Below are 13,583 nucleotides of genomic sequence, written 5' to 3'. Positions count from 1 at the left end.
CACCCATGCGCACGTCCGGCTTCGAGCATCAGTACGCCCGCTGGGTCGGCAGCGGCTTCAATGCGCGGAAGCGCTGGCCGTACTCGTCGGTGAGGTCGCGTGCTTCCTGCGGGTTGCGGATGATCGTCGGCGTCAGCAGCACCACCACTTCGCTGCGCGTGGTATTGGTCGAACGCGTGCCAAACAGGCCGCCGATGATGGGGATGCGGCTGAGTCCCGGCAGCCCGGACGAGCCCTTGGTCAGCCCGTCGCTGATCAGGCCGGCGAGCATGACGGTGTCGCCACTCTGCACCGCGGCCTCGGTCTTGAGCTTGCGGGTGTTGACAGGGGGGTTGCAGGCGCCTTCGAAGTCGGCGTCGGCGCATCGCGCGGGCAGCGAGCCCGGTGAACTGACTTCCTGCACCAGGTCGAGGAACACCATGCCGTCCTTGCTCACGCGCGGGCGCACCTTGAGGATCACGCCGGTGTCCAGGTACTGCACCTGGCCGTACGAGGTGTTCACGCCCGTACCGGGGTTGACCGTGACCGACTCGATCGGGATGCGGGTGCCTACGTTCAAGGTGGCCTCGGCGTTGTTGCGTACCACCACCGAGGGCGTCTGCAGCAGCTTGAGATCGGTGACCTCGTCGAGCGCGGTGATCACCGCGGCCGCGTTCTTGCCCAGGAAGGTCCAACCCATGCCGCCGGAGCCCACGACGCCGGCGATATCCCCCCAGATGGTGCGGCCCAGCGCGCTGGGCAGGCCGGCGCCGCCGTTCGCGATCGAGGCGTTGACCGCATTCTCGAAGTACCAGTTGACGCCGTAGCTGAGGTCGCCAGTCAGCGAAACCTCGACCACCTGCGCCTCGATCTGCACCTGCATCGGCATCACGTCCAGGCGCTCGATCACCTCGAGGATGGAACGCCATGCGGCGGGGTTGGCGCGGACCAGCAGCGAATTGGTTTCGTCGACCGCCGACACACCCACGCGGCTGCCTTCGACGTCCAGCGTGACCGCGCCATTGCCGCCGCCCGTGCGCGGGCTCAGCGCCATGCCTTCGCCGAGGCCGCCACTGCTGCCGCTGCTGCCGCCCTCGCCCGACATCTGCGCGACGCTGCCACTCTCGCCGTCCTTCAGCTCCACCGACTGCAGGCCCGGCATCAGCGACGGCGCACCGCTGCTGCTGCCGTTGCCGCCACTCGTGCTGCCAAATACCTCGGCGAGGCGGTCGGCCAGATCCTTGGCCTTGATGTACTTGAGTTCGTAGGAGAACAACTGCGACTCGCCGCCCGCGCCGTCGATGCGCTCCAGCCACGTGCGGATGTCATCGAGGTAGGCGGCCTGCGGCGTGATCACCAGCACCGCATTCGCACCGTCCAGCGGCATGAAGCGGAACATGCCGGCCACCGGCGTCTTGCTCTGTTCGCCGAACACCTTCTCCAGATCGGCGACGACCTTGGTCGCCTTGCCCGACTTGAGCGGGAACACGCCCACCGACATGCCCGACAGCCAGTCGACATCGAACACCTCGATGGTGCGCAGGTAGTTCTCCAGCTCGGCGCGACTGCCGCTGACGGTGATGACGTTGCGCGCGCTGTCCACGCCCACCACCGCGTTGGGGCGGGCGTAGGGCTTGAGGATCTTCTCCATCTCGCTCGCCGAGACGTAGCGCAACGGCACCGTGCGCACTTCGAAACCGCGCGCGCTCGCGGCCGGGCCGGTGCGCGCAGCGACGTTGCCGGCCAGCGCCTGGTCGGCCGGCACGATGTTGTAGCGCCCGCCGCTGTAGACCATGCGGGCGTTGTTCCAGCCCAGCACCATCTCCAGCAGGTTCATCGCGTCCGCCGGGCTGACCGGCTTGGGGGTGGCCAGCGTCACCGTGCCCTGCACGCCCGGCGCGATGACATAGTTCTGGCCCAGCATGTCGCCCAGGATGGCCTTGACCACCGCATGCAGCGACTCGCCTTCGAAGTTGAAGGTCGCCTGCCCGCTGCTGCCACCGAAGTTGGGCGGCGGCGCCGATGCGGCGCTACGGTTGATGACCTGGCCGGTGCCGCGGCGGATCTGGGGCCGCGGGCCGGCGTCGCTGGCCGCAAGCGGCTCGCTCTTGACCCCACCGCCAACGGCCGCGGTCGAGCTGGCGGTGCCGGCGCTGCGCTGCAGCGACGCGGGATCAGCGTCGCGACGCACATCGGCCTGCGGCACGGTCGCACACGAGGTGGCGAATGCCACGCTGCAGCCCAGCCACAGGGCCCGCGTGAGCGGCGAGGCCATCAACGGGGCGTCGACGAGGGGTGCCTGGCCGGCGCGCGCGTGCTGGTTTTTGGAAGATGTCATGGCATGCACTCTAGGGTTACTTGGCCGGCGGTTGCGTCTGGGCGGCTTCGCGACGCAATTGCTCGCGACGGGCCTGGATGCGTTTGCGGATGGCCTCCATCTGGGCCTCCGGCGTGACAGGAGTCTGGGCGTTGGTCGGCTCTGCCGCCGGACGCGGCGTTGCCGGCGCGGGCGGTGGCGTGGTCGTGCCGGGGTCCACGACGGCGGGGCCTTGTGGTCCCGGTCGCTCGTTCGCCTCGGCGGCGGCCGTAGCCGCCTGCCCCGCGGGCGCCGGCGCGGTGCCCGGGGTGCTCCCGGCGGCGGCCGTGGGGCGCTGGCCTCCGGTGCCATCGAACACGCGCAACTCCAGCGTCTTCTGTCCCTCCGGGCCCTCGAACACCGCACTGCGCGCATTGAGCGACACCAGGCGCCAGGCCGGCTGCGGCTCGGGCGCGTCGCCGAGCTTGACCCGCAGCGACTGGCTGCCGTCGGGTGGCTGCAGGATCGCCAGTTGCAAGTTGGGGGTGATCATCACGCTGGTCAGCACGTAATCGAATGCCGTCGTGGCGCTCGCATCGCCCTCGCCCTGCAGGAAGAACGGCTTGGGGCGGCGGTCGGTGGCAAACAGCGGCCGTTGCCCAATCTCGCTGTACTGGCCAAGCGGGCCGATGCGGCTGGGTTGTGCTGTACGTAACGGCGGCAGGGGCCGGGCCAGGGCGGCATCGTCAGGCAGCGCGGGCAGGGGTTCGCCCATGCCGGCCAACGCCAGCACCCACGCCAGCACGCCCCAGCCGGCCGCGCCGGCCAGCAGCCACGTCCATGGCCGGGCGGTGTCAACGCGCACGCGACACCTCCACGGACGGCGGCAGGTAGCCGTAGAGGTCGAAGGAGACGTCGAGGCCGCCTTCGCCGGGATTGCGCACGCCGGGCGCGAAATACATGCGCTGGGCGAGCACGTTGAGGTTTTCCACGAACAGCCGCGGCGTGCCACTTTCCAGTGAATGCAGCACCTGCGCCAGTTCCGGATTGCCGCATCGCAGGCGCACCTGCACCACGACGCGGTTGAAGCGCTCGCGCGAGGCCTGCCCTGTCAGCGGCGAGCGGTTGGTGATTGCGCAACTGCGGTTGCCCGGGCTGGCTTCGGCCACCACCCCCTCCAGCCGCTGGATCAATCCGGCGGTCGCCAGTTCGGCGTTGGCCTCCGACAAGAAGCCGGGCATCGTGGACTGGCGCCGGGTGACTTCGGTCAAGCGCCGCGCCACTTCGGGCGCCTGTTTCAGCTCGGCCTGGATGCGCAGCTCGCGCTCCTGCAGGGCAGCGATGCGCTCGTTGAGCTGCAGCATCGGCGCGGTCCACCACGGATGCACGAACAGGGCGTAGGCCACCAGCAGCACTGCCAGCAGCAGGCCGAGCGCGAGCCAGCGATCACGGTCAGCGGAAGGTACGGGCGTTGCCACGCGCAGCCTCCTTGCTTGCCGGTGCCTTGGGCCCGATGTCCGCGCTGAGGGTGAAGCGATCGCGGCCGGACGCGGGGTCTGGCTGCAGCGCACCGGTCAGTGCCGGCGAGCGCCACAATGGGGAGCCCTGCAGTCGACCGATCAAGGCCGGAGCCTCGTTGCTCAGGCCAATCAACGTCAGGCGCTCCTCTTCGATCGCCAGCTTTTCCAGGTAGGTGCCGTCGGGCAGGCGGCGGGCGAGTTCGTCGATCACCTCGACCGCGGCGGGTCGGGCGCGCCGGGCGTTGTCGAGGAAGGCCTGGCCTTCGATCAGTGACACCAATTGCTGGCGTTGCGCAGCGGCACGGCGCGCCGGCGCGGCGTCCCGTTCCAGGCGCTGCTCCAGCGCATCGGCGGCTTGGGTGCGGTTGTGGAGTACCTGCCACAGCGCCAGGCCCAAGCCGACGACCGCGACCGCGGCCAGGCCCCAGTTCCATACCCGCCACGGATCCGGCCGGCGATGCCGGCGCTCGGCCGGAAGCAGGTTGATGCCCAGCGGCACGCCGTCGGCGCCCGCCACGTCCACGCCGCCCAAGGTGCCGGCGAGTGGACCCAGCCGGAGGAGCTGCCCTTCCATGGCCTGACGAGGCACCGCGACCAGTTCGGCGTCCAGTTGCGCGGCGCGGCGGCGCAACACGCGCACGTCGTAGACCACCGCGTCGGCGGTGAAGGGGGTTTGACGGTCGATCTCGAAGCCGACCACGTCGCGCAGGCGTTCGGCCGCGGCGGCAGGCAAGGTCATTTCACGGCGCAGCGCCACCGCAGCCGGCAGTAGCAGCGCGCGCGGCAGGTCCGCGGCGCGGGCGGAGAGCACGCGCGCCAGCGGGTCGCCCGTACCGGCGGCCAACGGCCCGGCGATATCGTCATCGGAGGGGGCTGGCAGGCGCGCCAGATCCCGGAGCTCGGCCCCCTGCTGCAGGCGCAGCTGCACGCCTTCGGTACCCGGTTGCAACAGCAGGCGGCCGGCGCCCAGGCCCAGCACGCGACGCCAGCCTTCCGGCAGCCACGCGGCCAACGAGGCGCCCCACCATGCCAGAAAGCCGCCGGCGCCCGCAGGCATCAGCGTTCCGGCACGTCCCAGTCGGTCACGCAACCGATTCATCGCGGCGAAGCTCCTTCCTCCCATCGCAACACGGTGTAGGCCATGCCAGGCACCGAGTTGCCTCCTACGCGCACGACGGCCCGCAACACCGACTCGCGGCCGTCAGGCAGCCGCGCGCGGCTCTCAATACTATACGTGCCACTCCCGCTGGCCACGAGCTGTCCAGCCTCCGTCGGATTGAGGTTCCCCGCGACCGGACCTGTCCGCGCCGCCACCACGGCATTCCCGTCCTGCCCCATCGCATTCAGCACTACTGCGGGGGCGAACGCGGGATCCGGAGCCGCTCGGCCACTGTGGACGGTGATGTACGGCTCCACCTTGGCATACAAGCCGGGGGTCATGCCCAGCACCTGCTCGAGTTCGGCCACGCTTTCCATCTCGCCGTCCTTGGCGCCATAGGGGAGGCCTGCGGCGGCGTAGTCCGGGTCTTCGGCACCGCCGGCCGGCTGGGTGAGCAGGTCGGGGTCGCGCCAGTCGAGGACGGCGGCGGCCAGCCGCGCCGAACGGTCGACCGACTCGCCCACAGCACGGAACAGCTCGGTGAGCAGGTTGAGGTCGGACTGGTTGAGATCGACTTTGCCGTTCTCGTCCACCAGGGTGACCGTGAGCTGCGCGTCACCGTAGCTCCAGGGCTGCGGTCGACCATCCGGGGTCCAGCGGCGGCGGGGGTCGGGGTCGTCGACCCGGGTGAGGGCGTATTCGAGGCCGGCCCGCGCGAGGGCGTTCGCGGCCACGCCGCGCACCTGCACCTGGCCCTGCATCGACTCCACGCGTGCCGTCATGGCGAAGCCGCCGATCAGGCCGGCCAGCAGCAGGAGCAGCCACAGCACCAGCAGCAGGGCCGCGCCCTGGATGCGTGTGCGTTGCGGCGGGCGGTACGCGTTCATCGGGCCACCGCCTCGGCTTCACCGGCCGCGGGGGAGGCCACGCTGGTGGCCATGGGTACCGCCACCACCAGGGGGGGCCACGCCCGGTCATCGGCATCGATGAGGGTGATCTCCACCAGCAACGGCAATTGCGCGACCGCCGTCCAGCGGTCCTGCCATTCGCCCAGCCCCCCCTCTTCGCCCAGACCTCGATAGCGGAACCTGGCCTCGCGCAGGCCTTCGACCAGGACCTCGGGCGCGCGCGGCGGGTCCTCGGCAAAGGCCTGGCCGGCCAGGACCAGCTGCAGGTCGAGGCTCAGCGCGGGCACGCCGTCCACCTCGGTCACGGCCAGGTCGTGCAGGTAGGGGCCGCCGCGGCCCAGGTAATCGGGCAGGTCGGCGACAAACCGCAGCCGGTCGGGTTCGCCGGCGAAGCGCTGCGGTTCGCCGGTGTCCTCGGTCGTGCCGAACGCCACCGGCCGCGCGGCCGCCAGACGCTTGCGCAGGAAGCTGGCCACCGCGCGTTCGCGTTCGCTGTGCCCGGCCAGGCTTTCGCCACGGCCGGCGGTGCGGATGGCGGCGCTCAGCGTCGCGAATGCCAAGGCCAGGGCGGCGGCCAGCAGCACGGTGGCCAGCAGCACTTCGATCAGGGTGAAGCCGCGGACCTTCACGGTGCGGCCTCCCCGGTGTCGGTGGTCAGCCGAAGGCTGCGCACGCTGAGGCGCTGGCCGGGACGACCGTCGCCCCATTCCACGTCCAGCTCCACTTCCAGTAGACGCGGGCCTTGCCCCGCTACGGGCGCGATGGGAGCTTCCACTGCGGCCTCGCGCCAGGGCTGTACGCTGAGCCGCCAGCGGTAGATGCCGTCCTCGAAATCGCCATCGCGCTGAAGCGGGCGCAGCGGCGCATCCATGTCCAGCTCGTCCAGCAGGGATTGCGCGTGCAGCGCGGCCCGACCACCATCGGCGGCGACGCGGACCTGGCGTGTGGCACCGGACAGGGTGCCAAGCAGCAGGGTCAATCCCAACGCAAGCAGGGCGAATGCGACGATCACCTCGATCAGGGTGTAGCCGCCCTGGCGCGTGGCAGGCCCATGCGCCGCTTCTGGGCCATGGCCGCTCACGGCGTTGCCTCCACCCGCTTCAAGCGGACTTCGCCGGTCATCCACGCCACGTCGATGCGCCAGGCCGCGCGGTCATCGCTGAGCTCAATGCGCCCGCCGGTGGCGGCGCCGTCATTGAAGAACTGGATGGCGCCCTCCCCTTCGGTGGGCTGCACCTCACGCGCGCCTATGAAGCGCACGCCCAGCGCGGCGGGAATTTCACCGCTGCGGTTGTTGGATGCCTGCCAGCGATGACCCTGCGGGTCGATCACGAAACGCTGCGGCTGCCCCGTGGACAACGCCAGGGTGCGCGTGTATCGCAGTTGCGCGGCGATCTGCTTGGCGCTGGAGCGCAGCTGCATGCCGCGCCATCCCCCGCCCAGCGTGGCGGCTGCCAGCACCGAGATGCCGGCGATCAGCGCGATCACCAGCAGCATCTCCAGCAATGACACGCCCCGCTGTGCGCGCTTCATCCGCTCGGCTCCCACCACTGCGTTCCATCGTGTCGTGCGGTCGCGCGTGGGCGCGGACCGGCTTACTCGTACTTGATGTCGGTGTCGTAGCTGCTGCCACCGACCTTGCCGTCCTTGCCCAGGATCACCAGGTCGAAGTCACGGCCCTCGCCCGGCGCGCGGTACTCGATGGCGTGGCCCCACGGGTCCTTGAGCTCGCTGTCCTTGGCGTACGGACCCAGCCAGCCGGCGGCATCGCCGGGCTGGGTGACCAGTTCGTCCAGCGTGTTGGGCAGGCGGCCGGTGTCCATCTGGAACGACTCGACCTTCTGCGCCAGCGTTGCCACTTGCGACTTGGCCAGGTTGGCCTTGGCGCGGTCGGCGCCACCCAGCACGCGGCTGCCGACAAAGGTCAGCACGGCGCCGATCAGCACGATCACGATGATGATTTCGATCAAGCTCATGCCGCGCTGCGCGGTGGCGCCCGGGGAGCGCGTCAGGGAGCGGGACAGGAAAGGGGCATTTCGCATTGCGTCCATCCGTAAAAGGGATTCCAGTTGAAACGAGGATCGCACGCCGGCCCCCCACCGGCGAGGGGCGCGCCGACCTCGTTCAGCCGATGGCATTGGTGAGGTCATACAGCGGGGTGAGCACCGCAAGCACCACCACCGCCACCACGCCGGCCAGCACCACCGTCACCAGCGGCACCAACGCGGCCAGCATCCGGTCGAGGGCAAGCGCGGTCTCGTGTTCGAAGGTCTCGGCGGTCTTGACCAGCATGGTGTCGAGCGCACCGGACTCCTCGCCGACCTGGATCATCTGCAGCGCCAGCCGCGGGAAACGCTTGCCCTTGCCCAGCGCCGTGGACAGCGACACGCCGTTCTTGACCTCCTCAGCGGCGGCTTCGACATCGGCGGCCAGCACGCGGTTGCCCATGACGTTGCGCCCGATGCCCAGCGCGGCCATCAGCGGCACGCCGTTGCGCACCAGGGTGCCAAGGGTGCGCGCCAGGCGCGCGGTCTCCACCTTGGCCACCAGCGCACCGGCGAAGCGGCGGCGCAGCAGCCACGCGTCCAGCGCGGCGCGGAAGGCGGGATCGCGTCGCTTGCGGTCCAGCCACCACACCGCCAGCGCCGGCACCGCGATCAGCACGATCCACCAGTCGCGCACGAACAGCCCGGCGCCCAGCACCACCTTGGTGAATAGGGGCAGCTCGGCGTCGAGGCTTTCATACATCTGCGCGAACTGCGGCACCACGTAGCCCAGCAGGAACAGCAGGCTCAGGCCCACCATCACCAGCAGGATGGCCGGATAGATCAGCGCGTTGATGACCCGGCCCTGCAGCGCGCGGCTGCGCTCCAGGTAGTCGGCCAGGCGCGCCAGCGTCTCGTGCAGGCTGCCGCCGGCCTCGCCGGCACGGACCATGTTCACGTACAGGCGCGAAAACGTGCCGTGCTGGCGCTCCAGCGCCGTGGACAGCGAGGTGCCACCGCGCACCGCGTCGCGCACATCGGCGATGGTGCGCTTGGCGGTCTCGTCCTCGGGTAGCTCCAGCAGGATGGTCAGCGCGCGATCCAGCGGCTGGCCCGCGCCCAGCAGCGTTGCCAGCTGCTGGGTGAACTGCACCAGCCGCGCACCCGCGAAGGCCTTGGGCTTGAACAACCCTGCCCAGAACGGAGCACCGCCGCCTTCGCTGGCCAGCCGCGCCTCCACCGGCAGGTGGCCCTGCTCCTGCAGGCGCAGCACCACCTCGGCGTTGCTCGCGGCTTCCATCTGCCCGTCGAGCATTTCGCCGCGTGCGTTGAGCGCCTTGTAGCGGAACAGCGGCATGGGCTCAGGCGTCCTCGGTCACGCGCAACACTTCCTCGATGGTGGTCTGGCCCGCCATCGCCTTGATGATGCCGTCCTCGTACATGGTGCGCATCCCGTGCTGGCGCGCGATCTGCTCGACCTCGCCCATGCCGGCGTGGCGCATCACCGCGCGGCGCAGCTCGTCGTTCATCACCAGGAATTCCATGATCGTGGTGCGGCCGTGGTAGCCGGTGGGCGCCAGCGCCGAACCGCGCGGGCGATACAGGAAGATCTCGCCTTCGGGCTGGTAGCGGCGCAGGCCGAACTTCTCGATCTCCTCCGGCGAGGCGGGGTACTTCTCCGCATGCGTCGGCTCCAGTCGGCGCACCAGGCGCTGGGCGAGGATGCCATTGATGGTGGAGGTCAGCAGGTAGTCCTCCACGCCCATGTCCAGCAGGCGGGTGATGCCACCGGCAGCGTTGTTGGTGTGCAGCGTGCTCAACACCAGATGGCCGGTCAGCGCGGACTGGATCGCGATGCGGCACGTCTCCAGGTCGCGCATTTCGCCGATCATGATGATGTCGGGGTCCTGGCGGACGATGCTGCGCAGCGCGTGGGCGAAGTCCAGTCCGATCTGCGGCTTGGCCTGGATCTGGTTGATGCCCTCGAGCTGGTATTCGATCGGGTCCTCGACGGTGATGATCTTCACGTCGGGGGTGTTGAGCTTGCTCAGCGCGGTGTACAGCGTGGTGGTCTTGCCCGAGCCCGTGGGGCCGGTGACCAGCAGGATGCCGTGCGGCTGGTCCAGCACCTTCTGGAACTGCGGCAGGAAGGCGTCGGTGAAGCCCAGGCGCTTGAAGTCGAACACCACCGTCTCGCGGTCGAGCAGACGCATCACCACGCTCTCGCCGTGCGCGGTGGGCACGGTGCTCACGCGCAGGTCGAGCTCCTTGCCCTGCACCCGCAGCATGATGCGGCCGTCCTGCGGGAGGCGACGCTCGGCGATGTTGAGCTTGGCCATGATCTTGATGCGGCTGATCACGGCGGCGGTGAGGTTGACCGGCGGGCTTTCGCCGTCGATCAGCACGCCGTCCACGCGGTAGCGCACCTTGAGCCGATTCTCGAACGGCTCGATGTGGATGTCGGAGGCGCGCAGTTCCACCGCACGCTGGATGATCAGGTTGACCAGGCGGATGACCGGCGCCTCGGAGGCCAGGTCGCGCAGGTGTTCCACGTCTTCCAGGTCGCCGCTGCCCTCGCCTTCGGCGGTCTCGACGATGGCGCCCATGGCGCTGCGGCCCTGGCCGTGCCAGCGTTCGACCAGGTCGTCGATTTCCGAACGGAGCGCCACCTGCGGGCGCACCTCGCGGCCGGTGGCCAGGCGCACGGCGTCGAGGATGTAGGCGTCCTGCGGATCAGCCACGAGCACGTCGACGGTGGTGTCGGTTTCCGCCACCGGGCACACGTGGAACTGCTTCATGAATTTGTGGGTGAGCGCACTGCCCTCCGGCGGCAGCTCGGGCAGCTCCTTGACGCTGACCAGCGGCAGGTCGAGCACCTCGGCCACGGTTTCCGCGTGGTCGCGCTCGGAGACCAGGCCCAGCCGTGCGAGCAGGGCCAACAACTGGCCGCCGGCCTCCTCCTGCAGGCGGCGGGCACGGGCAAGGTCGGCCTCCTTCAGCCGCCCCCTGGCCAGCAGCGCATCCACGATCCGCTGGTCGACGCCGCCATCGTCCGTGGGGTTCGCGAAGGTGTTCACCACTACATTCACGTCTCATCTCCTTGAAGGCACAGACTGTAGCAGTTCATGGGCGCGCGCCGCCGGCGACACCGCCTTGCAGGTGGGCACGGGGCTCAGTGACCGATACGGAAGCTCGCTCGATGGCGGGCCAGTCATTGCCCTGTCCCGCGGCTTGGCCGGGTTGACCCCATGACCGCGTTGAGCTGCTTGGGTGGAGGCTCGGCCCGGCATGCTGCCGGGGGACGGGGAGTCCACGCCGCGTCCGTCATTGGGAACAGGGGAAATAACCATGAAACGCATGTTCAGCCCCGGAAGCGGGGTATCGCTGGCGTTGTTCGGCGTGATGGTAGCCATGCCGACGGGCTCGGCCGCCGCGGCAACGGCCACGTGTCAGGCAGGGGAGCCCAGGGCCGTGATCCAAGGTCAAGACCCGCGCTCGGAGCCCGACTTCATCACTTCGGGAGGCAACTGGGTGCTGAACACGATCCAACTGACTCCGCAGCAGGGTGCCCAGGGATCCAAACCCTCGCGTGGCAACGGTGGGGTCTACTCGTGGACGCAAACCGGCGGCACGGGAGTGACCCTGGTAACAGGCACCGACAACCAGGGCGATCTGTACGCCCGCTTCCAGGCCCCCGATGTCGCGGCACCGTCCCCGTTGACCTTCAGGCTCGACGTCAGTTGTCTCGCGCCCAATGGGTCGCTGCAGACGGCGAGCGACACGGTTACGGTCAACATCCAGAACAGCTACTCCCCGAATCTGGCGCCGGATGCTTCCGCCAGTGCCAGCCCGGCCGTGGTTCAGGACGGGCAGACGGTGCAGCTGATCGGCAGTGGCACGGACCCTGACGGCAACCCACTCAGCTATCACTGGACGCAGGAAGACGGCCCCGCGGTGACGCTGGCGAACCCGAATGCGGCCAGCACCAGTTTCGTTGCACCCAACACTGCAGGCAGCAGTGGCGCGACGCTCAAGTTCCGGCTCACGGTTTCCGATGGCACGCTGAGCGACGTGGCCGAGGTAACGGTGAACGTGAGCTGGGTCAATGACCCGCCGGTCACGCAGCTCTCCTGCCCACTGGAACTGCTCGACCTGGACGAGGGCGAGGCGTTCACGCTGGACGGCAGTGCGTCGCGTGACTACGAAGACGGCACCACGCTCGGCTATGCATGGAGCGGTGGGCCGTGGGCGACCGCCTCGTCGGGATGGGACGGAAGTGCCGTGTTGCCGCTGGGCAGCTTCACCACCAGCACGGTCAACCTCACCGCGCCGCAGCTCGGGTACCAGCAGGTGGGCAAGTTCACCTACCGGCTCACCGCGACCGACAGCGGCGGGCTGTACACCTTCAGCGACTGCGACGTTTTCGTGCATGACGTGACCAGGCCCGAAATCGCCGTGCCCGCGGACATCATCGCGGAAGCGACGTCGGCCGCAGGCGCGAACGTCGGCATCGACGAAGGTTACGTGGTGTCGGCCAGCGATCTGGTGGACGGGCCCTTGCCGCTGGTGAACAGCAGCGCCTACTTCATCTGCGACCCCGCCCCTGGCTCGCTGTTCGCGCTGGACGCGACCACGCCGGTGCTGTGCAACGCGGAGGATTCGGCAGGCAACGGCGTCGAGGCCAGCTTCCAGGTCACGGTGGTCGACACCACGCCGCCGATTGTCTCCGCGCCCCTTTCGCAGGCCGCGGAAGCGACTGGACCGACGGGCGCCGTGGTTACGTTCAGCGCGACGTCGCAGGACATCGTCGATGGCACGCAGGATGCCACCTGCGCGCCGGCATCCGGCAGCGCCTTCCCGCTGGGGAACACCGTGGTCACCTGCGGTGCCACGGACGCGCATGGCAACGTGGCCACGCCGGCATCGTTCACGGTCAGCGTGCTCGACACGCAGCCGCCGGCCATCAGCAACCTGCCGGCCGACCAGACCCTGGAGGCAACCTCGGCTGCGGGTGCGAGTTTCGTTTTTGCGCCCACCGCGTTCGACGTGGTGGCCGGGGCCGTGGCCGTCACCTGTGCGCCTGCCTCCGGATCGACGTTCGCCCTGGACACCACCACCACGGTCACCTGCACGGCGTCGGACAGCTTCAACAACACCGCCCAGGCCCGATTCACCGTCACGGTGCAGGACACCACCGGTCCCGTGATCGCGCCGCATGATGACGTCTACGCGGCCGCCACGGGCAACTCCCAGGCGGTGGTTCACTACACCCTGCCGACCGCGAACGACCTCGTGGACGGTCCGGTGGCGGTCACGTGCCTGCCGGCCTCAGGCAGCACGTTCAACGTGGGCGCGACCCCGGTCACCTGCACGGCGCAGGACAGCCACGGCAATGCCGCGGCGCCGGTGACTTTCGACGTTGAGGTGGGCTACGACTGGCGCGGTTTCTTCGCCCCGGTCGACAACCCGTCGACGGTCAACAGCGTCAGGGCCGGCAGCGCGATCCCGGTGAAGTTCAGCCTCGGGGGCAACCAGGGGCTGGCCATCTTCGCGGCCAACTCGCCGGCGTCGGGCCCGATTGCCTGCAGCGCGACTGATGGTGATGCCGTCGAGGAGACGGTGACCGCCGGCAGCAGCAGCCTGCAGTACGACCCGGTTTCCGGCCAGTACATCTACGTCTGGAAGACGGAAAAGGCGTGGGTCGGCCAGTGCCGCGTGCTGCAGGTGAAGCTGCGTGACGGTCAGGTCAAGTCGGCGCTGTTCAAGTTCAAGTAGTCGCGACGTTCCCTGTCAAAA

12 protein-coding genes are annotated in these 13,583 nt (G+C 69.4%); 1 reads left to right on the top strand and 11 read right to left on the bottom strand.

Annotated features, from left to right (window positions below):
* Positions 1–28: 28 nt before the first annotated feature.
* The 11 genes from gspD to gspE form a co-directional block, all read right to left on the bottom strand.
* Positions 29–2,254 carry a type II secretion system secretin GspD gene (gene gspD / locus AC3ARF_RS02370; protein ID WP_498931963.1) on the bottom strand — a complete coding sequence of 742 codons (2,226 nt, stop codon included), beginning with the start codon at positions 2,252–2,254 and terminating at the stop codon, positions 29–31.
* 79 nt (positions 2,255–2,333) lie between these two features.
* Positions 2,334–3,140 carry a type II secretion system protein, XpsN-like gene (locus AC3ARF_RS02365; protein ID WP_498929938.1) on the bottom strand — a complete coding sequence of 269 codons (807 nt, stop codon included), beginning with the start codon at positions 3,138–3,140 and terminating at the stop codon, positions 2,334–2,336.
* On the bottom strand, positions 3,130–3,753 hold the full coding sequence (gene gspM, locus AC3ARF_RS02360; RefSeq protein WP_498929936.1) for a type II secretion system protein GspM: 624 nt from the start codon (positions 3,751–3,753) through the stop codon (positions 3,130–3,132). The genes AC3ARF_RS02365 and gspM overlap by 11 nt, the downstream gene beginning before the upstream one ends.
* Positions 3,728–4,894: a PilN domain-containing protein gene (locus tag AC3ARF_RS02355; protein WP_498929934.1), complete on the bottom strand. Its 1,167-nt coding sequence runs from the start codon at positions 4,892–4,894 to the stop codon at positions 3,728–3,730. Before AC3ARF_RS02355 ends, gspM begins: the two co-directional genes overlap by 26 nt.
* The gene (locus AC3ARF_RS02350) at positions 4,891–5,781 is read right to left on the bottom strand and encodes a type II secretion system minor pseudopilin (protein ID WP_498929932.1); all 891 of its coding nucleotides are present in this window, start codon (positions 5,779–5,781) and stop codon (positions 4,891–4,893) included. The genes AC3ARF_RS02355 and AC3ARF_RS02350 overlap by 4 nt, the downstream gene beginning before the upstream one ends.
* The gene (locus tag AC3ARF_RS02345) at positions 5,778–6,431 is read right to left on the bottom strand and encodes a prepilin-type N-terminal cleavage/methylation domain-containing protein (RefSeq protein ID WP_498929930.1); all 654 of its coding nucleotides are present in this window, start codon (positions 6,429–6,431) and stop codon (positions 5,778–5,780) included. The genes AC3ARF_RS02350 and AC3ARF_RS02345 overlap by 4 nt, the downstream gene beginning before the upstream one ends.
* Entirely contained in the window at positions 6,428–6,883 is a 456-nt protein-coding gene (gene xpsI / locus AC3ARF_RS02340) for a type II secretion system protein XpsI (RefSeq protein WP_498929929.1), read from the bottom strand. The genes AC3ARF_RS02345 and xpsI overlap by 4 nt, the downstream gene beginning before the upstream one ends.
* Positions 6,880–7,335 carry a type II secretion system protein XpsH gene (gene xpsH, locus AC3ARF_RS02335; RefSeq protein ID WP_498929927.1) on the bottom strand — a complete coding sequence of 152 codons (456 nt, stop codon included), beginning with the start codon at positions 7,333–7,335 and terminating at the stop codon, positions 6,880–6,882. The genes xpsI and xpsH overlap by 4 nt, the downstream gene beginning before the upstream one ends.
* A gap of 62 nt (positions 7,336–7,397) precedes the next feature.
* Complete coding sequence (gene gspG / locus AC3ARF_RS02330) at positions 7,398–7,844, bottom strand: type II secretion system major pseudopilin GspG (protein ID WP_498929925.1); 447 nt, start codon at positions 7,842–7,844, stop codon at positions 7,398–7,400.
* A gap of 82 nt (positions 7,845–7,926) precedes the next feature.
* Complete coding sequence (xpsF, locus tag AC3ARF_RS02325) at positions 7,927–9,144, bottom strand: type II secretion system protein XpsF (RefSeq protein ID WP_498929923.1); 1,218 nt, start codon at positions 9,142–9,144, stop codon at positions 7,927–7,929.
* Positions 9,145–9,148: 4 nt separating this feature from the next.
* A complete protein-coding gene (gene gspE / locus AC3ARF_RS02320; protein WP_498931962.1) occupies positions 9,149–10,867 on the bottom strand; it encodes a type II secretion system ATPase GspE in 1,719 nt (572 codons plus the stop codon).
* 268 nt (positions 10,868–11,135) lie between these two features.
* Here gspE and AC3ARF_RS02315 point away from each other — a divergent pair, with 268 nt between their 5' ends.
* Positions 11,136–13,562, top strand: a complete 2,427-nt coding sequence (locus tag AC3ARF_RS02315) for a PxKF domain-containing protein (RefSeq protein WP_498929921.1) — start codon at positions 11,136–11,138, stop codon at positions 13,560–13,562.
* The last annotated feature ends 21 nt before the right edge of the window (positions 13,563–13,583 follow it).

It is taken from the genome of Lysobacter sp. KACC 24251 (assembly GCF_057747755.1).
Note: the sequence above shows the minus strand (reverse complement) of the source record. Positions and strands in the feature narration are given on the sequence as shown.

What these genes read in the sequence shown, in the direction of transcription:
- gspD (WP_498931963.1), bottom strand. Translation starts at nt 2,254, where the DNA reads ATGGCCTCGCCGCTCACGCGGGCCCTGTGGCTGGGCTGCAGCGTGGCA.
- AC3ARF_RS02355 (WP_498929934.1), bottom strand. Translation starts at nt 4,894, where the DNA reads ATGAATCGGTTGCGTGACCGACTGGGACGTGCCGGAACGCTGATGCCT.
- xpsH (WP_498929927.1), bottom strand. Translation starts at nt 7,335, where the DNA reads ATGAAGCGCGCACAGCGGGGCGTGTCATTGCTGGAGATGCTGCTGGTG.
- AC3ARF_RS02315 (WP_498929921.1), top strand. Translation starts at nt 11,136, where the DNA reads ATGAAACGCATGTTCAGCCCCGGAAGCGGGGTATCGCTGGCGTTGTTC.
- xpsF (WP_498929923.1), bottom strand. Translation starts at nt 9,144, where the DNA reads ATGCCGCTGTTCCGCTACAAGGCGCTCAACGCACGCGGCGAAATGCTC.
- AC3ARF_RS02350 (WP_498929932.1), bottom strand. Translation starts at nt 5,781, where the DNA reads ATGAACGCGTACCGCCCGCCGCAACGCACACGCATCCAGGGCGCGGCC.
- gspG (WP_498929925.1), bottom strand. Translation starts at nt 7,844, where the DNA reads ATGCGAAATGCCCCTTTCCTGTCCCGCTCCCTGACGCGCTCCCCGGGC.